Annotated in this window: 16 protein-coding genes and 1 tRNA gene; 12 read left to right on the top strand and 5 right to left on the bottom strand. The window is 43.9% G+C overall.

The window, feature by feature from the left end; translation table 11 throughout:
- Nucleotides 1-79: 79 nt before the first annotated feature.
- Nucleotides 80-1,231, top strand: coding sequence for a methionine adenosyltransferase (metK, locus tag DRB05_RS09570; RefSeq protein WP_045962687.1), 1,152 nt, complete (start codon nucleotides 80-82; stop codon nucleotides 1,229-1,231).
- Between the two features lie 64 nt (nucleotides 1,232-1,295).
- Here the strand turns inward: metK and DRB05_RS09575 are convergent, their stop codons facing one another.
- Nucleotides 1,296-2,141 (bottom strand): HDOD domain-containing protein, encoded by an 846-nt coding sequence (locus DRB05_RS09575; protein ID WP_128726748.1) that lies wholly within the window; start codon nucleotides 2,139-2,141, stop codon nucleotides 1,296-1,298.
- A 126-nt stretch (nucleotides 2,142-2,267) separates the two neighbouring features.
- Between DRB05_RS09575 and DRB05_RS09580 the strand changes: the two genes are divergently transcribed.
- Complete coding sequence (locus DRB05_RS09580; RefSeq protein ID WP_128726749.1) at nucleotides 2,268-2,927, top strand: hypothetical protein; 660 nt, start codon at nucleotides 2,268-2,270, stop codon at nucleotides 2,925-2,927.
- An 18-nt stretch (nucleotides 2,928-2,945) separates the two neighbouring features.
- Here DRB05_RS09580 and DRB05_RS09585 read toward each other — a convergent pair whose 3' ends face one another.
- Nucleotides 2,946-3,674 carry a Sir2 family NAD-dependent protein deacetylase gene (locus DRB05_RS09585; protein WP_128726750.1) on the bottom strand — a complete coding sequence of 243 codons (729 nt, stop codon included), beginning with the start codon at nucleotides 3,672-3,674 and terminating at the stop codon, nucleotides 2,946-2,948.
- A gap of 29 nt (nucleotides 3,675-3,703) precedes the next feature.
- Complete coding sequence (locus tag DRB05_RS09590) at nucleotides 3,704-4,210, bottom strand: winged helix-turn-helix domain-containing protein (protein ID WP_128726751.1); 507 nt, start codon at nucleotides 4,208-4,210, stop codon at nucleotides 3,704-3,706.
- Between the two features lie 771 nt (nucleotides 4,211-4,981).
- On the opposite strand from DRB05_RS09590, the gene DRB05_RS09600 reads away from it, so the two are divergent.
- Complete coding sequence (locus DRB05_RS09600) at nucleotides 4,982-5,575, top strand: porin family protein (protein WP_128726753.1); 594 nt, start codon at nucleotides 4,982-4,984, stop codon at nucleotides 5,573-5,575.
- Between the two features lie 286 nt (nucleotides 5,576-5,861).
- Here the strand turns inward: DRB05_RS09600 and uvrB are convergent, their stop codons facing one another.
- Nucleotides 5,862-7,865 carry an excinuclease ABC subunit UvrB gene (gene uvrB / locus DRB05_RS09605; RefSeq protein ID WP_128726754.1) on the bottom strand — a complete coding sequence of 668 codons (2,004 nt, stop codon included), beginning with the start codon at nucleotides 7,863-7,865 and terminating at the stop codon, nucleotides 5,862-5,864.
- Nucleotides 7,865-9,241: an MATE family efflux transporter gene (locus DRB05_RS09610; RefSeq protein ID WP_128726755.1), complete on the bottom strand. Its 1,377-nt coding sequence runs from the start codon at nucleotides 9,239-9,241 to the stop codon at nucleotides 7,865-7,867. Before DRB05_RS09610 ends, uvrB begins: the two co-directional genes overlap by 1 nt.
- A gap of 1,112 nt (nucleotides 9,242-10,353) precedes the next feature.
- On the opposite strand from DRB05_RS09610, the gene DRB05_RS09615 reads away from it, so the two are divergent.
- The 9 genes from DRB05_RS09615 to nth all read left to right on the top strand — a co-directional run bounded on the left by DRB05_RS09615 (nucleotide 10,354) and on the right by nth (nucleotide 20,262).
- A tRNA-Asn gene (locus DRB05_RS09615) sits at nucleotides 10,354-10,430 on the top strand.
- A gap of 187 nt (nucleotides 10,431-10,617) precedes the next feature.
- Nucleotides 10,618-12,561 (top strand): GGDEF domain-containing protein, encoded by a 1,944-nt coding sequence (locus tag DRB05_RS09620; protein WP_128726756.1) that lies wholly within the window; start codon nucleotides 10,618-10,620, stop codon nucleotides 12,559-12,561.
- A gap of 599 nt (nucleotides 12,562-13,160) precedes the next feature.
- The gene (rsxA, locus tag DRB05_RS09625; protein WP_010370383.1) at nucleotides 13,161-13,742 is read left to right on the top strand and encodes an electron transport complex subunit RsxA; all 582 of its coding nucleotides are present in this window, start codon (nucleotides 13,161-13,163) and stop codon (nucleotides 13,740-13,742) included.
- A gap of 2 nt (nucleotides 13,743-13,744) precedes the next feature.
- Nucleotides 13,745-14,299, top strand: coding sequence for an electron transport complex subunit RsxB (rsxB, locus tag DRB05_RS09630; RefSeq protein WP_128726757.1), 555 nt, complete (start codon nucleotides 13,745-13,747; stop codon nucleotides 14,297-14,299).
- Nucleotides 14,300-14,308: 9 nt separating this feature from the next.
- Nucleotides 14,309-17,149 carry an electron transport complex subunit RsxC gene (gene rsxC, locus DRB05_RS09635; RefSeq protein WP_128726758.1) on the top strand — a complete coding sequence of 947 codons (2,841 nt, stop codon included), beginning with the start codon at nucleotides 14,309-14,311 and terminating at the stop codon, nucleotides 17,147-17,149.
- On the top strand, nucleotides 17,146-18,207 hold the full coding sequence (rsxD, locus tag DRB05_RS09640; RefSeq protein ID WP_045990651.1) for an electron transport complex subunit RsxD: 1,062 nt from the start codon (nucleotides 17,146-17,148) through the stop codon (nucleotides 18,205-18,207). Before rsxC ends, rsxD begins: the two co-directional genes overlap by 4 nt.
- Nucleotides 18,204-18,839 (top strand): electron transport complex subunit RsxG, encoded by a 636-nt coding sequence (gene rsxG, locus DRB05_RS09645; protein ID WP_128726759.1) that lies wholly within the window; start codon nucleotides 18,204-18,206, stop codon nucleotides 18,837-18,839. The genes rsxD and rsxG overlap by 4 nt, the downstream gene beginning before the upstream one ends.
- On the top strand, nucleotides 18,836-19,534 hold the full coding sequence (locus tag DRB05_RS09650) for an electron transport complex subunit E (protein WP_128726760.1): 699 nt from the start codon (nucleotides 18,836-18,838) through the stop codon (nucleotides 19,532-19,534). The genes rsxG and DRB05_RS09650 overlap by 4 nt, the downstream gene beginning before the upstream one ends.
- A 95-nt stretch (nucleotides 19,535-19,629) precedes the next feature.
- Nucleotides 19,630-20,262, top strand: coding sequence for an endonuclease III (gene nth / locus DRB05_RS09655; RefSeq protein ID WP_128726761.1), 633 nt, complete (start codon nucleotides 19,630-19,632; stop codon nucleotides 20,260-20,262).
- Nucleotides 20,263-20,281 lie beyond the last annotated feature (19 nt).

Genomic DNA, 20,281 nt, shown 5'->3' on the forward strand with positions numbered 1-20,281 from the left:
TTTTGGTTAGAATACGCCCCTTAATTTTTCGCGCTGTCCCTGATGTTTGTGAAGCGCAATATTTGTGAGCATAAATACAATGGCTAAACATTTATTTACTTCTGAATCTGTTTCTGAGGGCCATCCAGATAAAATCGCCGATCAGATCTCTGATGCGGTTCTAGATGCCATCCTTGAGCAAGATCCAAAAGCACGTGTTGCGTGTGAAACTTACGTTAAAACCGGTATGGTTATGGTTGGTGGTGAAATCACGACTAGCGCTTGGGTTGATATCGAGGAATTAACTCGTAAGACCGTGCGTGAAATTGGTTACACGCATTCTGACATGGGCTTTGACGCTGATTCATGTGCAATCCTAAATACCATTGGTAAGCAATCACCTGATATTAACCAAGGTGTTGACCGTACTCGCCCAGAAGAGCAAGGTGCTGGTGACCAAGGTCTAATGTTTGGTTACGCGTGTAACGAAACCGACGTACTGATGCCTGCTCCAATCACATACTCACACCGTTTAGTTCAGCGCCAAGCGCAAGTTCGTAAAGACGGCACACTACCTTGGTTACGCCCAGACGCTAAGTCTCAGGTAACATTCGCGTACGAAAACGGTAAAGCTGTAGGTATCGACGCAGTTGTATTATCTACACAGCACTGTGATTCTGTTTCACAAGCAGACCTTGTAGAAGCTGTGATGGAAACTATCATCAAGCCTACATTACCTGCAGAGCTTATCACTGAAGCAACTAAGTTCTTCATCAACCCAACTGGCCGTTTCGTTATCGGTGGCCCTATGGGTGACTGTGGTCTAACAGGTCGTAAAATCATCGTAGATACATACGGCGGTATGGCACGTCACGGTGGTGGTGCATTCTCTGGTAAAGATCCATCAAAAGTTGACCGTTCTGCAGCGTACGCAGCACGTTACGTTGCGAAGAACATTGTTGCCGCTGGCCTTGCTGACAAGTGTGAGATCCAAGTGTCTTACGCAATCGGTGTTGCTGAGCCAACCTCTATCAGCGTAGAAACTTTCGGTACAGCTAAGCTTGATGAGTCGCGTTTAATCGAACTTATCCGCGCGCACTTCGACTTACGCCCTTACGGTCTAATCACTATGCTAGACCTTGAGCGTCCAATTTATCAGCCTACTGCTGCTTACGGCCACTTTGGTCGTGAAGAGTTCCCTTGGGAAGCAACAGATAAAGCTGACGCACTGCGTGCAGCTGCAGGCCTATAATCCCCTGCTGCAAAAAGTAAAAAAGGCGCCTAGTGCGCCTTTTTTAATGCCTACGGTTAATCCTCTACCCGATAAATACTTCGTCGACATCATCTTTCAAGTTTTGATACTCATCTTCATGCAAATTAAGCTCAATCATCACCTTATCTTTAAATAAATACCAATCCGCTGCGCTTCTAAAGTGTTTTGCTTCAAAACACAGGTTTTCAGCCAGTTTAAGTGCCGCAAAGGTTTGCACATATTGCGCATTTTTTTGCTCTTCAAGATAGCTTACGTCATGGTGACGCAAAATCATCTGACATATTTCTTTGGGTAAGTGCCAAGATGTCGCAAGAAAGTAACCTATTACTGTATGTGGCACTGGATATTTTTGCTGCTCATAATAAATCAGTGTTTGCTCAGGTCGCTCTATGGACTGTTTTATTACCTCAGCGTAATCAGGGTATTTTACGGCCATTGCAGGGATCCCGGCATCATGAAACAGTCCGAGCAACTGTAAATTCTCCATCGGTAATGATGACTTTAAGTGATGTCCAACTACCATTGCAGCTTTTGAAATATCAGCAGCGTTATCCCAAAATTGCTGCAGTGAAATACAGCATTTGGACTGCTCAAACGCGTTTTTCAGCAAATATCCTGTCACGAGCTGCGTAATACAGGTAACGCCCAAAAACATCACAGCTTGTTTAATGTCTGTAATAGTGCGGGCAAGGCCATACGCTGGTGAATTAATCACCTTTAACACCGCAGCTGATGCACCAACATCTGCTGCAATAATATCCGCAACAGCAAATAACTCAGGTTCTGGTTTTGATAATTCATTTTGTAAGGCTTGTAATATTTCAGGCTTAGCAGGTAAGTTAAACCCGCCGCGCAGATCATTCAGCACTTTATCGTCAATATCGATCATTGGGCTACCTCTGAATTGATAAATCCAAGTTTAGTTCATCGCCTGATATTTGCAGTATTGAAGTTAAAATACTCGAGTGAATAAGCTATCATCGAGATTAAGTATTAAATAACAAAGTGTATTTAAATGTCGAATGGTAGCTTAGCACCGTTTTTACTGGCGTTAAAAAGTGCGAACATCGAAAAAATAAAAGCCGTGTACACAGACGCTCCCAAAGACGAGCAGATTGAAGTCCTAAAGTTTCTTTTCAAAAGCGCACAGAGTGACGATGCACGCTATGGCCACTATCAAGATATAGCGAGTATTTGCTTACAAGCTGCGCGCTTTCCAGAAGCGATGATAGCTGCGATTAACTCCTTAGAAAAGTTTGCCTTTTTCTCACCCCCTTTGATCCAAGCTGAGCAAATCAACAACCTCAACCAGCAAGGGAATAACATACTGCACATTCTTTTATCGCAAATCGCAGCGAAAGATAACGGCCTCAACTACCTCAGAACCTTATTACACTTTGAAAGTAAAGAACTACTACAAAACGCACTTAGTCAAAGAAATGCAAAAAAGTTAACACCTCTCGAATGCTACTTAGCTTTTAATAGCCATACTACCCCGCTTAGCATTCAAGAATTAAGTGCGTTACTCGGCTTGATAGAAATCGAACGACGACATATAAGCGTTGTAGAACTCCACAACGCTAAAATGATTGAGTCACATCTCATACAACAAAATCGATTCAGCGAGTATAAACAATTTCTGTTAGCTACTTACTACCAAGGCAATACAGGATGAGTTTTCCCAAACTTTGGATTAAGAGGCTGGCAAACTGGTGATGTATTCACTTGCCGTCATACGGTGATAAGTGACTTGCTCGTAAAGTAAGTGCGCAGGGTTTGGGTCAACCACTTCAATTGGAATAGCTTTGTGCCTTGCTATTTCCAAGGCCATTTGAGTGATATTGACACTAAAGGAAGTACCTATAAAAATCATGCGATCCGCGGCATACATTCGTGACTGTGCTTCGCTAATACGATACAGATCGGTGTAGTATTCGTCGAATAGCAATACATAGGGTTTAAGTGACACGCCTTTTTCTGGGCCTCGCTGCGCGATCTTGAAAAGTGCTAACAGCGACTCAGCTAATCGACTTTCGTCCACCTCATCCCAAGGGGCAGTAAAGCACTCCGTGGGCTCACCTTGGGTATGAAAGGGAGTCACCTGATCAACACGGCCATGGATCGCAATAAAATGATTATTTCCCGCTTTACCATCTAAACCGTCGATATTTTGCGTGATCACATTTTTATCACTAAGCCATTGATGAACTTGATTGGGGCCGTGATTACGATAAGTCACAAAACGATGGTAATACCATTTTAAGAATTCCGCCGGTTGTGATTTATACATTGCGCGCGTAGCCATTTCTTGAGGAGTGTAGTTAGCCGAACCTATCGTCCAAAATCCATCCTCTCCCCGGAAAGTCGGAATACCACTTTCAGCACTTACACCAGCACCTGTGATATATAACGTTTGCGACATAATACGCCCTCAATCCACGTAAGTTCGACTCACGATAACGTAAAGTAAACACCCACAGCGAGTAATACAAGTATGCCCACAAGCCCAAACATTGGCAGCTTACTGACTGACTCGGGTTTTTTGAGTGCATTATTCGTGACTGCGGCTTCATTCTCAGAAGGTTTATCATCTAGCACTCCCCCTGCGGGGTTAGTTGATTGAGGCAAAGACTGCTTTGAGGTCTGAGCTTCTGTCGTTCCCTCAAAGGCCGTACATGGGATCTGCCATTGATACCCTTTTCTCGAAAAGGTTTTGATAGCATCATCCCCAAATAAAGCGCGTAAATGCCCGATATTTTGAAATACGACCTGATCCGTTACTTTTCTATCTGGCCATACCTTTTCTAAAATATCTTCTTTACTGTGAATGGTTTGAGGAGCAGTTAAAAATAGCTCCAATATCTGAGCTGGCTTTTGTTTTAGATTTAGCTTTCTATCATCTTTATAAAGCTTGAGTTCTTTGCTATCAAACAAAAAATCCTTAAAAGCAAATTTCATTTCCCTAGTTCCCAACTTGGTCTTAAATACTATAATAATTATTGTTTTTTTCGAATTTACTACGACATAGCATTGCATTTATAACGAAACATGCCACGAAAATACAGGCTAATGTTACATCGGTTTACAAACTATTGATAAAATCGGCCCTTAGTATAGAGCGATCGTTCAGAAAATCACTACCTAATCCTTAGAATAATTCGAATAGACTCAAAACCTAAGCGTATATAAACTGCGTTTCTCGTAATTGTAGGACTGACGCATGTTACTAGCTTTCATCTATTCCATCGTGTTGATTAAAACCTCATTACTGGGTTTAGGAAGCGTGAGTATTTTGCTCTCAGTAGTCTTTACCGTCGCGTTACACCTCAACCTCCCAGCGCTACCTGTCAATGCAAAAAGTAAATTTATAAAATCCTTTAGGTTTGCGCTCTTCGCACACCTGCTCGGGTATTTGCTGTTATTGAGTAAACTTTTGTTTATTGCTGGCTGGCAAGATGTGCCTATGTTCATTGCAAGTCATTTGGTCATGCATCACATATGGAGTGGGCTTATTGCTGCAATTTTAACATTTTTCACCATAATGAAATATCAAATATTCATTACGAAACCTAAGACACCAACAAGCACTTAGCAAGTGCAACTATTTAGATTTGTAAAATAAATAAAACCAAATTCGACGCCTTCTTACACTTTATGACAGCCCCCCAACAGACCTTGACACCCACCCTATTTATACTGTCTTCAAGTTAACCACAACGGACATTGATTATGAAACTTAAAGCGCTTTTATCTCTTGCATTACTCACAACAAGCTTATCGTCTTTTGCAGAGCAAAAGGACGAGACACACCGTGTCGGTTTAGACATTTCTGGCGGTGGCGCCTCTTATAAAAGCTCAAGCAAAGATGGTGATGGTGTAGGTCAAGCCTACCTGTATTACAACTATCACTTTACGCCAATTTTGGCGCTTGAATTAGGTTATAACAGCGGTGAAGACTTAGATGATTGGAAGTGTGAAGACGAAAACGATCGCAAATTTACCTGCACACAAAACAACAAAACTTTGTTTGGTCTTGGTGCTAATAACTTAGAATTTGATAACTTCGTCGTTGCGGCTAAAGGCTACTATCAAATTTCTGACAATAGCTATTTTTACGGTAAATTAGGGGCGAACTATTACGATTACGAAATCACTCGTGGCCGCACCAAATTAGTTACTGACGACGGTATCGGTTTTGTTGCTGAGGCCGGTTGGCAATATGACTGGGATAACGGTATAGCAGTTAACCTTGGCTACAAGTACCTTGATATGGGTGACTTGGATACATCAAACTTATCTCTTGGTGTCAGCTATCGCTTTTAATACCAGTTGTATTAAGTAAATGATCTATCTTGAAACGGGGAAATAGCTTTAGTAGCACCGCTCTCGCGTCCTGCTACCGCTAAGGTACCTATATCCATATAGGCAAGGCAAAAATTTTGCTATTTAGTTGTTCTAAATGAGAAATTTTTAACGAAGCTAATATGCTATTTCACCCTTCAAATTGATTAGAGAATTAATTCAATTGGTATAAAGCAACCTACCCAACCAATAAAAAAGCATGTGATGGCCACATGCTTTTTTATTCTTTAAAGCCGACGTTTTAGCCCTAAGCTTTAATCAAACGCTTTTGTAAGATCTGAACTTGATCTCGCGCTTGAGCTGCTTTTTCAAACTCAAGCTCTTTTGCAAACTTCATCATTTGTGCTTCAAGTCGGTCTATTTCTTTGGCGATCTCTTTCGCATCCATTGCAGGCATACCAGGTTTAAATTTGGCATCGATATCCACCACTTTGTCATCAGCCACTTCCTCACCGAGGTCCATCACATCCGTGATCTTCTTATTGAGCGCCGTTGGTGTAATGCCATTAGCCTCATTATACGCCTCTTGCTTTTCTCTACGTCTTTGCGTTTCATCTATCGCTTGGCGCATCGAGTTCGTTACTCTATCGCCGTACAAAATCGCTTTACCATTTAAGTGACGTGCCGCGCGGCCAATTGTCTGAATAAGAGAGCGCGTAGAACGTAAAAAGCCTTCTTTATCCGCATCAAGTATGGCAACCAATGAAACCTCAGGCATATCCAAGCCCTCTCGTAACAAGTTGATGCCGACTAGTACATCAAAAACACCTTTACGTAGGTCTCGAATGATCTCCATACGTTCAACGGTATCGATATCAGAGTGTAAGTAACGCACCTTAACATTATGATCGTTAAGATAATCGGTCAGATCTTCTGACATGCGTTTTGTTAGCGTAGTAACCAGCACACGCTCATTCACTTCAACCCGTTTGTAGATCTCAGAGAGCAAATCGTCAACTTGAGTTGCAACTGGACGCACCTCTACTTCTGGATCTAATAGCCCAGTTGGGCGGATCACTTGCTCGGCAACATCACCCGCTGATTTATTCAATTCATAATCACCGGGAGTCGCCGAAACATAAATGGTCTGTGGCGAAATCGCTTCGAACTCTTCAAACTTTAGTGGTCTATTATCCAGCGCAGACGGTAATCTAAAACCATATTCAACTAAGTTTTCTTTACGACTGCGGTCACCTTTATACATCGCCCCTACCTGCGAAACGGTAACGTGAGATTCGTCGATGATCATAAGCGCGTCATCCGGCAAATAATCTAACAAAGTTGGGGGTGGCTCGCCTGGTGCACGTCCCGATAAATATCGACTGTAATTCTCAATACCAGAGCAATAGCCAAGCTCTGTCATCATTTCAATATCGTATTGTGTACGTTGAGCAATGCGCTGCTCTTCGACTAAGCGACTTTTATCCAGTAATTGAGTGCGGCGCTCTTTGAGTTCGACCTTGATACGCTCAATGGCATCAAGGATCTTTTCTCTTGGCGTCACATAGTGAGTTTTTGGATAAATAGTCGCGCGAACGAGATGTTTTTCAATGGCACCCGTCAAGGGATCAAACAGGCTGATCCTCTCTATCTCATCGTCAAACATCTCGACTCGTACCGCGATGGTTTCTGACTCGGCAGGAAAAATATCAATAACTTCACCACGAACTCGATAAGTACCACGGCTAAAATCCATATCATTACGTGTGTACTGTAGCTCTGCCAAACGTCTTAACATGTCACGCTGATCGATAGTTTCACCGACTTTCAGTAACAGCATCATTTTCATGTAAGAGTCGGGATCGCCAAGGCCATAAATCGCTGAAACTGAGGCTACGATGATAGTGTCTCTGCGCTCAAGCAAGGCCTTGGTCGCAGATAGACGCATTTGCTCTATATGATCGTTGATAGAGGCGTCTTTCTCAATAAATGTGTCGCTAGCAACAACATAGGCTTCGGGTTGGTAATAGTCGTAATAAGAAACGAAATACTCAACCGCATTATGAGGAAAGAACTCTTTCATTTCGCCGTACAACTGTGCAGCCAGCGTTTTGTTATGCGCCATAATAATCGTCGGACGGTTGAGGTTATTAATGATGTTAGCCATGGTAAAGGTTTTACCCGTCCCGGTAGCCCCCAGCAAGGTTTGATGTGCAAGGCCTGATTCTAAGCCATCGCACAGCTGAGCAATCGCTGTTGGTTGATCTCCGCTTGGCTGAAACTCAGAAACTAGCTGAAACTTATCTTCCATTATGCCTCCTTTTGAACCTCACTTGCTGCAATTTCATTAATGACTTTCTTAAACCAATTGTAGGCAATGGCTGCAGTAAATAAATTTCCCAAAGCAGCGCCAGCAAATAATCCTGGCAATCCAGCCAACAGTGAGCCTAAATAAGCAATAGGTACATAGAATATGAACAACCGGATCACACTTAGAATGAGTGCATTCATCGGTTTATGCAACGCATTAAATGACGAATTGGTTAATATGATCACGCCTTGAAGACCGTATCCTAACGGCATGATATAAATAAATAGCTGTATGGTTTCAACAACAGCCGGCTCATTACCAAAAGTATGACTTATATAGTAAGCGCTCAATACCAGCAATAAGTAGACCGCAAATTGAAAACCAAGCACAAATTTAAGTGTTTGGGTATAGGCATCAGACACACGCTGATAGTGCTTTGCACCAAAGTTCTGGCTGACAAATGGCGGCAAGGTCATAGAAAGCGCTAAAACCACCAGACTTGCGATCGACTCAATACGACTGCCAACACCAAATGCGGCCACAGCTTCAGGTCCATAACTAGCTATAAGTGCTGTCATTACCGCCATTGCTAAAGGTGTCAGCATATTTGCACCAGCTGCAGGCAGGCCTATAGTGAGAATTTTTTTCGCCGCATTTGTGAAGCTGGTGTATTTTGCAGACAGTGAGATAAGACGCTTTTTAACTATCAGCAAATATAAAATGATAGTTACCCCAAGACTCCAAGACAACACACTGGCCACTGCAGCCCCTTTCACACCCATTGCATCAATAGGCCCAAATCCGAAGATTAATATCGGGTCCAGCACCGCATTGACTAATCCTCCGAGTCCCATGACTAAACTTGGCGTTTTGGTGTCACCACTGGCACGCAACACTGAATTACCAATCATCGGTGTTATCAATAAAATCGAGCCAATAAACCACACCGACATATAGTCGTGGATAAATGGCATAACCGCTTCACCTGCACCGAGGAGAATAAAGATCTCATCGACAAAAATAAAACCAAGAATAGAAAGTAATGAAACTAATATCGCAGAGATAATAATAGCCACTGCGGCATCAAATTTAGCTTCATCAAGCAAATTGCTACCCAAAGCCTTAGCGATAACGGCAGATGTTCCGATGCCTAGCCCAATGGCCAAGCTAATTACAGTAAAGGTAACAGGGAAAGTGAAACTGATCGCTGCGAGCGGCTCGGTGCCTAGCATACTAATAAAGAAAGTATCAACGAGATTAAACATCATCAGCGTGATCATCCCGAATATCATGGGGATCGTCATTCGCTTTAAAGTCGCCCCAATATCACCAAAAAGGATATCGTTGCCATTGGAATTTGACTTAGCTTGAGTCATAACAACCTATTTCTGATACTTTAAGCGGCTCATTGTATGCTATTCAAGATGTTGACGCTATGCGGGAAACGTCAAGAGTCGTGATAAAGTCTAAATTAGCAACAGTTACTTATAAAAAGCTGGTATTAAGTCATAGGATTAAGATTTAGTGTTAAAAATAACGATTCAGTAAGTTTTGACAAAAAAGTTACAATCCACCTCGCAAAGTAGCATGTTTTTTGCACAACCAAATTGGCCAAAAGTTCATAAAAGCTTCACACTGAATAACAAATAAACAAAAATACCCAACCAAACATAACCCATTGATATTAATAGATTTAAATATTTATCGAATTTTACTTGAAACGGCCGCAGCGCCCTATTTTCATAGTCTTGCAATACTTCTCAAATAATAATAAACAATGTTATCCACAGATTCCGTGGATAAGTCGCTCCAAGCCAGTAGAATAAAGGTTTTCAGCTTGGAGTAATTTTGATCAACGGTGCATTTAGTATGATCGTTCTTAAAACAACAACTGGATCAATTTAGATCTGTAGACTAACCTTGCTTCTGGAAGTAAAAATCTTCATATATTCCAAAATTAACCAGCCAAACATATCCATTTGTTTTAACTGGTCTTTTTATTAAGTTATTGATTTTCAATTTATTGATAGTAACTACTTACTGCTAGCCCCACTGCACTTAAGTCGAGATTATTAATACAACACTATTTATACTCAATGATCCCATCCAAGTGACAATTGCACTAATTTAAAGATCTTGAGAAAACATCATAAAATGAGCTGTTAAGGATACAATTCGAGCAAAACGTTCAAAAAATACATGAAACTAAAAAACCAACTGTACGAATACACAGTGAAGATTATATATGTTAATTTTATTCGTTTTAGCTTTGGTTCGACTCTCTTACTTGGTATCGCGAGCCACATTCACACAACAAGTAAATGTAAAATGCGCCGTTTTAACGCGATAAAATGCGTTGAACAAGCTAAAAAGCCAACAAATAGCGCATTAATTCATCGCTTAGTAGAGTTTTTTACGTTTCTGTGATTTTAGTGGTTGACACCTTGCAATGTCGTCATTAATATTTCGCCCCGTTGAGAGATACGCTTCCCCCTTAGCTCAGTTGGTTAGAGCGACGGACTGTTAATCCGCAGGTCCCCCGTTCGAGTCGGGGAGGGGGAGCCAATTCCACGAAAGCATTAGACTTTTTCAAGCATTTACACTACTCTACAAGCAATATTCTCACTGCACTTGCTCAAACAACAACCTGCTCTGTAATTTATCGCTCAGACGAAAATCAAACCGATGAATTTGATAAAGAATTTGGCAATGCACCCGATACTATGGAATAACCCTCTTTAAGAAGCGTACTATGGCTGGTTTTAAAAAACTTATCGTACTCCAAGTCACCTCTTGGCTATTATTCTCCTTGATTGGTAGCTTTTTTTTCGCAACAAGTTTTGACTCTGCAATAAATAAAGCGCAGCAAAGCGCACACACTATGGTAACAGAGTATATAAAAGACAAAAAAATCACTGAAGTGACCCCAGAACACATTCGCCAAGCACTAAATAGCGGAGATGTTTTCTCAACTTTTATTATAAGAGATTTTGACGGTCAAACCGTTTTACAAGTCAATACGCCAAGCAATCTTCCTTTTATCGCTGAAATTATTGAATCAAACATCAATGCTATTCGTCCTCAATTTGCTGTTAACGATAGCAAAGACATCAAAATCGAATTCTTGATCAATGCACAAAGCCAGGCGCAACTACTGCAACAAGCCCTACTATTGCTCATTATTATTTCTGCACTGGTCGCTTTTATTCCCGTCTTCTTTATGCAAGGCGTCTATAAGAAGCTTAACCGTAACGTCAGTATGACCGTCGCCAGTGCTGTAGATTCATACATCACACAAAACCAAGTCACCGACAACATTGAGTTTGATTTTAACGATGGCAAAGTAGCAGAACTTGGGCATGATTTAGTCCCCTCTTTTAAACGCTTAGCCAGCTTTTTAAAGTCAAAGCAAGAAGACATTAAAAATGCCGCCCACACTATTAAGCAAGAAGCGTATAAAGATGTGGTCACCGATCTTGGCAACCGCAATATGTTCGTTGAACACTACGAGCAATATATTGAGTCGTCTGCCAAAAAGGCATTTGGCTCACTGGCGATGATCCGTTGCTCTGAATTGCAAGTCATTAACCAAACCCGTGGCTATCAAAAAGGCGATGAATATATTAAGTCAGTATCGGATATCATCAAGCACGTCACCGGTACTTATGCAGGCAGCCAAGTGTTCCGTTTAAATAGCTCGGATTTTGCGGTGATCTTACCCAACGTGCCAAGTAAAGAAGCGGAAGAGTTTGGTGAAACTCTACAAGCGCGCTTCACTCAGTTCCAGCAAAACCAAGAACTATCATCGGTTGCAAACACTGGGATTGTGCCTTATGAGAACGGTAAACCACTTGGAGAGCTACTCTCAGTTGTTGATAATGCGATGAGTATGGCGCAGAGCAAACAAGCCAATGCTTGGCATATTCAACGTGAGTCTGACTTAGTGAATAATGTCAGTGCTGGATTTGGCAACCAAAACTGGCGTCGCGTGATCCGCGATGTGATCAGCAGCAAGCGTGTTAGTTTGATGATGCAAAATATCATGCCAATTGGTAAAAATTCTAAGGCCTATGCAGAGATCCAATCCCGCTTCAAAACCGAAGAGGGGCAAATGCTACCAACGGCCTCATTCCTTGCCATGGCTGAAAAGCTAGAAATGGCCATTGAGATTGATCAGTTGATCATAGACACCTCGCTAGAACTTATTAAAACGCGTAACTTTAACGAAAAGTATTTTGGGATCAACGTTACCGCATCGAGCGCTCATAACGATCAATTTGTGATCTGGTTAGAGCGTCGTTTGTTAAAAGAAACCAATCTAGCCTCTAAATTGGTATTTGAAGTTAGCGAGTTTGGCTTACAGCAAAATATTAAAGCCAGTAAGCGTTTTATTGATATGGTGCATCGTGCTGGCGCTCGTATCACCGTTGAGCGCTTTGGTGTGGGCTTAACATCGTTTAAGTTCTTTAGAGACCTAAAGCCTGACTATATCAAAATGGATGCAAGCTATACTCGTGGCCTTGAAGAAGACAAGAATAATCAATACTTTATGCGCTTGATGGTTGACCTTGCACACCGTATCGGTGTCAACGTATTTGCCGAAGGTATCGAGAGTCAAGAAGAGAAGCACATAGTCGAAACGCTCTGTTTGGATGGTGTACAAGGCTACTACATCGAAAAACCGAAAGAAATCTAGGTAACCTGAGCTCGGATAATTCAAGGCTTATCCGAGCTCAACAAAAACTCCAAGGGCAACTTGTTTGCCCTGCCCTATTCTCCAGCGTCATTGCGCTTACTTTCATACACTATCATTTGCCACACCTATTGCAATCTGTGTTACTATTGGCAGGAATTATCATTCAAATTTATCCATGCACTATAAGAAGTTCACAAAGATAGTCATGGAGATTATTTCGGCACTAACAACTAACCAGAGTTCAGTAAGATTAAAACATCTATCACATTGATTTTTATAAAATAAAATCAATAAACTGCTTAGTAAACGAGCTTTGAGTTAGGGTTATTTGCCAATAATTAAATGAAAGCTGCTAGCATGAGACCTTAAGCAAAAGCCTTACGAAATCAGAGACCATAACTCTGTTGATTGCAAAGTATGTTTTTTCATTTAGAAACACAGAGCGAAACGGTGCTATCGATTTAATTATACTGAAAAGTGCTTTTAGCAAAATTAAATCAAATCAAAATTTGCACCCAGTAAATTCTTTAATACAGTTAACTATCACCTCGATTTATCGGGAGTAGCCCGAATAAAGTGACTAAGTTATAGAGGCAGGAATGACCGAATACATTTTGTTGCTCATTGGCACAGTGCTGGTGAATAACTTCGTTTTAGTTCAGTTTTTGGGTTTATGCCCATTTATGGGGGTATCTGGAAAATTAGATACCGCAGTGGGAATGTCTTTAGCGACAACATTTGTTCTCACCCTAGCTTCAGTCACCAGCTATTTGGTCAATCAATATATCTTGTTGCCGCTTGACCTCACTTTTTTAAGAACGATGAGTTTTATTTTGGTTATCGCAGTGGTTGTGCAATTTACTGAAATGGTGGTGCGTAAAACCAGCCCAACCTTGTATCGGTTGCTGGGAATTTTCTTGCCTTTAATTACAACTAATTGTGCAGTACTAGGTGTTGCATTACTTAATATTAAGAAAGACCATACCTTTTTAGAGTCTGCAGTTTATGGTTTTGGCGCAGCGGTTGGTTTTTCTATGGTTCTGGTGCTATTTGCCGCCTTGCGTGAGCGCTTAGCTGTCGCTGACGTGCCAACCCCCTTTAAAGGAGCATCGATAGCGATGATCACCGCAGGACTCATGTCGCTTGCGTTTATGGGCTTTTCTGGATTGGTTAAGTTTTAGATATGACATTACTTTACGCATTACTTGCACTTGGTGCGCTGGCGCTCATTTTTGGTATTGTGCTTGGCTATGCAGCAGTGAAATACCGAGTTGAAAGCAACCCAATTGTTGAACAGATAGACGCCATTCTGCCACAAACTCAATGCGGCCAGTGCGGCTATCCCGGCTGTCGACCGTACGCTGAAGCGATTGCGAATGGCGATGACGTAAATAAATGCCCTCCCGGCGGTGAAGCTACAGTGAAAAAACTGGCGGACTTAATGGGCGTAGAAGCAAAGCCATTGGCTGGTGGAGAAGACGCAGAGCCGGTCAAGAAGGTGGCTTACATTCGTGAAGACGAATGTATTGGCTGTACCAAATGCATTCAAGCTTGCCCCGTTGATGCCATTGTTGGTGCAACCAGACAAATGCACACCGTACTCGTTGACGAGTGCACAGGCTGCGATCTGTGTGTCGAACCCTGCCCGGTTGATTGTATTGATATGATCCCAGTTGCACAGACCAAGCAAACGTGGAAATGGCAGCTAGACGCCATTCCTGTGACACAGATTGATTAAGAGGTTTAAGTGGAAACATTACTTGAACAAATAGAAAGTGGAAAACTGTGGCAGTTCCCAGGTGGCATCCATCCACCAGAGCAAAAAACGTTATCTAACCAACAACCGATTGCTCGTTTACCTTTGCCGGATAAACTCATTCTCCCGTTAAAGCAACATATAGGTGCAAACGGCAGTTTACTAGTACAGTCGGGCGAGCACGTGCTTAAAGGGCAAGCATTGACGGCTCCCGGCACGAACTGGTCGCTTCCTATTCATGCGCCCACATCTGGCACCATTGAAGCGATAAAACCGATGCCATCGGCGCATCCATCCGCGCTACCTGAGCTCAGTATTATTTTGCGCCCAGACGGTGAAGATAGGTGGACACCACTGAATCCTATTAGTGACCTAAACACGCTTGATAACAAACAGCTTATTGATATTATCCACCAAGCTGGTATTGCCGGTATGGGCGGTGCGGGATTCCCAACTTATGTCAAAGCAGACAGTCCAAAACCTATTGAGTTTTTAGTCGTTAATGGCATTGAGTGCGAACCGTATATCACAGCCGACGATCGTTTGATGCGTGAACACGCCAAAGAAATCGTCGCAGGCGTCGAAGTGCTACAAGGTATATTGAAACCACAAAAAGTGTTGTTTGGCATTGAAGATAATAAACCTGAAGCTATTGCGGCGATCACCGCAGCGGCTCAGCATAATCAGGATATCTTAGTCCGTAGTGTGCCAACCAAATATCCCTCTGGCGGTGAAAAGCAACTGGTTAAGGTATTAACCTCTAAAGAAGTACCGAGTACTGGGATCCCTGCTGATATCGGCGTACTAGTGCAGAACGTCGGAACGCTGTTCGCAATTTGGCAAGCCATTTTTGAGGGGAAACCCCTTATTGAGCGCGTAGTTACCGTGACCGGTAATACCATTACTCAACCAAGCAATGTGTGGGCTTTACTCGGCACTGAAATAAAGCATCTGCTTGACTCGCAAGGCTTTTCACCAGTAGAGGCGCAGCGCGTCGTCATGGGCGGTCCAATGATGGGCTTTACCTTGCCATCGGTTAGGATCCCTGTGGTCAAAACCACCAACTGTATACTCGCGCCAGACAACCAAGAACTTGCGATCCCAGGTGATGAAAAGGCATGTATTCGCTGTAGTGCCTGTGCAGATGCCTGCCCTCAAAGCTTATTACCACAACAGTTACAATGGTTTGCTAAAGGCAAAGAGTACCAAAAATTAGAGGAATACAACCTCTTTGACTGTATCGAATGCGGTGCGTGCTCTTATGTTTGTCCAAGCGAAATCCCCTTGGTGCAATACTACCGAGTGGCCAAAGCCGACATTCGCGAACAAAAACTTGAACAAGTCAAAGCTGAGCGTGCTAAAGAGCGTTTTGAAGCAAGAAAAGAGCGCTTAGAGCGAGAACAGGAAGAGCGTCAAAATAAACATAAACGCCGTTCAGCTGGTGCTGCGCCAAAAGCCGCAGATAAAGAAAAAGTACAAGAAGCACTATCACGCGTTAAAGATAAGCAGTCAGATAAATCCGCGGTCCAAGCTGCGATTGCACGCGCCAAAGCCAAACGGGGTGAGAATGGCGAGTTAGAGCCGGACAACAGCTCCATTGCTGAAGAGCGTGCAAAACGCAAAGCGCAAGCGCGTAAATATAAAGAAGAAAAAACAGACCAGTCTGAAAGCACAGATAAAAAAGATGCAGTAGCCGCCGCCATTGCCCGTGCAAAGGCGAAAAAGGCCGCAGCCCAAACCGCGCCTGAATCTGAGCCAGCTGCAGCAGATGATAAAAAGGCAGCCGTAGCTGCTGCAATCGCCCGGGCTAAAGCCAAAAAAGAAGCCGCAGAAGACACCCCAGAACCTGAAGTCAATGCAGCGCCAAGCGATAAAAAGGCAGCTGTTGCCGCCGCAATTGCAAGAGCTAAGGCCAAAAAAGCCGCTAAACAGGCGGAAGAAGCTGGCGAGAGCAATCAAGCAGACGCTTCACAAAGTGCTCAAACCGATAATACTGACGAAGATCCACGCAAAGCCGCCGTTGCCGCTGCAATCGCCAGAGCTAAGGCCAAGAAAGTCGCTAAACAGGCTGAAGAAGTAGGCGCAAGCGTGAGCGAACAAGCAGAAGCCGCTCCAACGGAAAGCCCCGAGGAAGATCCACGCAAAGCCGCCGTTGCCGCCGCAATTGCCAGAGCTAAGGCCAAGAAAGCTGCTAAAGAGGCACAAGAAGCTGGCGAGAGCACAGTCGAGCAAGCAGAAGCCGCTCCAACGGAAAGCGCCGAGGAAGATCCACGCAAAGCCGCCGTTGCTGCCGCAATTGCCAGAGCTAAGGCCAAGAAAGCTGCTAAAGAGGCTGAAGAAGCTGGCGCAAGCGTGAGCGAACAAGCAAAAGCCGCTCCAACGGAAAGCGCCGAGGAAGATCCACGTAAAGCCGCTGTTGCTGCAGCAATCGCTAGAGCCAAGGCCAAGAAAGCCGCTAAAGAGGCACAAGAAGCTGGCGAGAGTACAGTCGAGCAAGCAGACGCTGCTCAAAGCGCTCCAACGGAAAGCGCCGAGGAAGATCCACGTAAAGCCGCTGTTACTGCAGCAATCGCTAGAGCCAAGGCCAAGAAAGCCGCTAAAGAGGCACAAGAAGCTGGCGAAAGTATGAATGAGCAAGACAAAGAAGTAAATGAGCCAACGGCGGGATCAGAAACAGACTCCAGCGGTACAGAGCAAGATGCTGAGGGCACATCTGAGCAGCAACGAGCACTTAGCCCTGAAGCACGTAAAAAAGCCGCCGTTAAAGCCGCAATTGCGAGAGCAAAAGCGAAGAAGCAAGCGAAAGAACAAGAAGGAAATGAACCGTCATGAAACTAACCATGGCCTCATCCCCGCACAATCATAGCCATAAGTCGGTCAACAAAATCATGATGACCGTCATGGCAGCCTGTATTCCCGGGATCTTAGTCCAAACCTACTATTTTGGTTTTGGTGTATTGATCCAGTTGGCTTTGGCGCTTATTACCGCAAGCCTTGCTGAAGCGCTAGTGCTAAAGCTAAGAGGTCGAGCGATATGGCCTAGCCTCAGCGACGGCAGTGCTTGGCTCACCGCTGTGCTGCTGGCCATCAGTATTCCGCCGCTAGCCCCTTGGTGGATAACCGTCATTGGTGCATTTTTTGCCATCGCTATTGTAAAACAGCTATACGGTGGCCTAGGCTTTAATCTTTTCAACCCAGCCATGGCGGCCTATGTATTATTGCTGATCTCCTTCCCTGTACAAATGACTTCATGGTCACCTATTCAAGCACTCACGCTAGAGTCGCTAAGCTTTGTCGACCAACTCGCGATGATCTTTACCGAGTCCAGCAGCCAAGGTGTTACACTTGACGTATGGCGTGCAGGGGTGATTGACGGCGCGACTGGCGCAACGCCATTAGACTCGGTAAAAACCGCAGTCTCACAAGGTTTAACCGTTAATGAGGCGATGAGTAAGCAGGGTTTTGGAGCGCTTGCGGGACTTGGTTGGCAATATGTTAACCTCGCCTTTTTGCTGGGCGGCCTTTACCTGCTAAAAGCCAAAGTGATCAACTGGCATATTCCTGTAGCCTTTATTGCCAGTCTTGGCCTTGCTAGTGCAATTGGCTATATCATTGCGCCTGAGTCAGAGCCCGGCACCCTATTCCACTTGTTAAGTGGCGGCGCTATGCTTGGTGCCTTCTTTATTGCCACCGATCCGGTGTCGGCCTCTACCACTAACTTAGGTCGTCTGATTTACGGCGCGGCAATCGGCTTTACTGTCTATGTTATTCGTCAATTTGGTGGCTATCCAGACGCCGTTGCATTTGCAGTTGTGATCATGAATATGGCAGTACCACTTATCGATCATTACACTCAGCCTCGTACTTATGGTCATGGAGCTAAATCATGATAATTCAATCGATGCAGAAAAATGGCCTTATCCTCGCGGCATTTGCACTGGCAACAACAGGAGCGGTCGCACTGATTAATGACCTCACTAAAGATAAGATTGCCAGCCAAGAGCAGCAACACCTGATGCAACTACTTTCTCAGGTGATTGCAGCAGATAAGTACGACAATACTCTGTATTTGGATTGCACCACCAGCAACGCCTTAGAACTCGGCCCAGGCGGTCCGCACACGATTTACAGAGCCAGACTCAATGGCGAACCCTCAGCTCTTTTAGTGAGACACATCACCCCAAAAGGCTACAGTGGCAATATTGATGTCTTAACCGCTGTCGATAGACAAGGTCTGATCTCAGGCGTGCGTGTAACGCGCCATGAAGAAACCCCTGGCCTTGGTGATAAGGTAGAGCTGGCAAAATCGGCTTGGGTAACGACGTTCAACGGCGTTCAAGTTGAAGGTGAAGCAGACCCTAAAATGAATGTGAAAAAAGACGGCGGTCAATTTGATTCATTTACCGGCGCAACCATTACCCCACGCGCCGTGGTAACTTCGGTAAATCAGGCAGCATGGTTTGCCAAAACTCATTTTGATGCGCTATTTAACGCGCCTAATACTTGCGAGGTGTCGCAATGAGTCAGTTAAAATCGCTCTTTCAAGAAGGTACATGGCAAAATAACCCTGCACTGGTACAGCTTTTAGGGCTGTGTCCGCTCCTTGCGGTGACTTCAACGGTAACCAATGCCTTAGGGCTTGGTATTGCCACATTACTGGTACTGGTTGGTTCTAACTTTACCGTATCGGTGGTTAGAAACTGGGTGCCAAAAGACATTCGTATTCCCGTGTTTGTCATGATCATCGCCGCCTTTGTTACGGTTATTCAACTACTCATGAACGCTTATACCTTTGGTCTGTATCAATCCCTTGGCATATTTATACCGTTGATCGTGACCAACTGCGCCATTATTGGTCGTGCTGAGGCATTCGCTTCGAAGAATAGTCCGTTGTTATCGGTTTGGGATGGTTTAATGATGGGACTGGGTTTTGCACTGGTGCTATTTGTACTGGGTGCAATGCGCGAACTCATTGGTCAAGGAACACTATTTGATGGTGCCGAGCTACTCCTTGGCAACTGGGCAAGTGTATTGCGTATTGAGATCTTCTCGTTCGATCATCAATTCTTAGTTGCTATCCTGCCTCCGGGCGCCTTTTTAGGCCTTGGTTTTTTGATTGCGGCTAAAAACATTATCGACGCTCAGCTCAAAGCCAAAGCTACACCAACAGCCGAAGAAGTAAAAGGCCCAAGAGCACGGGTCACTAACTTAAACTAATGCGGTAATAATGCCAATTTGCAGCGATACCGTCACTATCGCTGCTTAATGAAATAACCGCATGCTACCGTCATTGAATTTAGCAAGTAAATCTTATGAATAAACAAAAACGTATAGAAATACTCACGCGACTCAGGGACGAAAATCCGCACCCTGAAACTGAGCTAGAATACTCGTCACCATTCGAGCTTTTAGTTGCCGTTACCCTCTCAGCACAAGCCACTGATGTTGGGGTAAACAAAGCGACACGCAAACTCTTCCCTGTTGCCAACACACCTGAGAAAATTCTGGAGCTTGGCCTTGAAGGCTTAAGAGACTATATCAAAACCATTGGTTTATTTAATTCAAAAGCCAATAACGTCTATAAAATGTGTCAGATCCTCGTCGACAAACACGGCTCCGAAGTCCCCGAAAACCGTGAAGCACTAGAGGCACTACCAGGCGTGGGTCGCAAAACCGCCAACGTGGTACTAAACTGCGCCTTTGGCTGGCCGACTATCGCTGTAGACACCCACATCTTTCGCGTTTCTAACCGCACTAAGTTTGCCATGGGTAAAGATGTAGTGGCAGTCGAGCAAAAGCTAGAAAAGGTGGTACCAAAAGAGTTTAAAGTGGATGTCCACCACTGGCTTATTCTCCATGGCCGCTATGTGTGCACCGCGCGCAAACCTAAATGTGGTTCATGCCTCATTGAAGACTTGTGTGAGTTTAAAGAGAAGACTGATTAGTCTTCTCTTTTTATGGAGC

It is taken from the genome of Pseudoalteromonas sp. A757 (assembly GCF_004103285.1).
In the GTDB taxonomy this organism is placed as follows: Bacteria; Pseudomonadota; Gammaproteobacteria; order Enterobacterales; family Alteromonadaceae; genus Pseudoalteromonas; species Pseudoalteromonas galatheae.

What these genes read in the sequence shown, in the direction of transcription:
- metK (WP_045962687.1), top strand. Translation starts at nt 80, where the DNA reads ATGGCTAAACATTTATTTACTTCTGAATCTGTTTCTGAGGGCCATCCA.
- DRB05_RS09575 (WP_128726748.1), bottom strand. Translation starts at nt 2,141, where the DNA reads ATGATCGATATTGACGATAAAGTGCTGAATGATCTGCGCGGCGGGTTT.
- DRB05_RS09580 (WP_128726749.1), top strand. Translation starts at nt 2,268, where the DNA reads ATGTCGAATGGTAGCTTAGCACCGTTTTTACTGGCGTTAAAAAGTGCG.
- DRB05_RS09585 (WP_128726750.1), bottom strand. Translation starts at nt 3,674, where the DNA reads ATGTCGCAAACGTTATATATCACAGGTGCTGGTGTAAGTGCTGAAAGT.
- DRB05_RS09590 (WP_128726751.1), bottom strand. Translation starts at nt 4,210, where the DNA reads ATGAAATTTGCTTTTAAGGATTTTTTGTTTGATAGCAAAGAACTCAAG.
- DRB05_RS09600 (WP_128726753.1), top strand. Translation starts at nt 4,982, where the DNA reads ATGAAACTTAAAGCGCTTTTATCTCTTGCATTACTCACAACAAGCTTA.
- uvrB (WP_128726754.1), bottom strand. Translation starts at nt 7,865, where the DNA reads ATGGAAGATAAGTTTCAGCTAGTTTCTGAGTTTCAGCCAAGCGGAGAT.
- DRB05_RS09610 (WP_128726755.1), bottom strand. Translation starts at nt 9,241, where the DNA reads ATGACTCAAGCTAAGTCAAATTCCAATGGCAACGATATCCTTTTTGGT.
- DRB05_RS09620 (WP_128726756.1), top strand. Translation starts at nt 10,618, where the DNA reads ATGGCTGGTTTTAAAAAACTTATCGTACTCCAAGTCACCTCTTGGCTA.
- rsxA (WP_010370383.1), top strand. Translation starts at nt 13,161, where the DNA reads ATGACCGAATACATTTTGTTGCTCATTGGCACAGTGCTGGTGAATAAC.
- rsxB (WP_128726757.1), top strand. Translation starts at nt 13,745, where the DNA reads ATGACATTACTTTACGCATTACTTGCACTTGGTGCGCTGGCGCTCATT.
- rsxD (WP_045990651.1), top strand. Translation starts at nt 17,146, where the DNA reads ATGAAACTAACCATGGCCTCATCCCCGCACAATCATAGCCATAAGTCG.
- rsxG (WP_128726759.1), top strand. Translation starts at nt 18,204, where the DNA reads ATGATAATTCAATCGATGCAGAAAAATGGCCTTATCCTCGCGGCATTT.
- DRB05_RS09650 (WP_128726760.1), top strand. Translation starts at nt 18,836, where the DNA reads ATGAGTCAGTTAAAATCGCTCTTTCAAGAAGGTACATGGCAAAATAAC.
- nth (WP_128726761.1), top strand. Translation starts at nt 19,630, where the DNA reads ATGAATAAACAAAAACGTATAGAAATACTCACGCGACTCAGGGACGAA.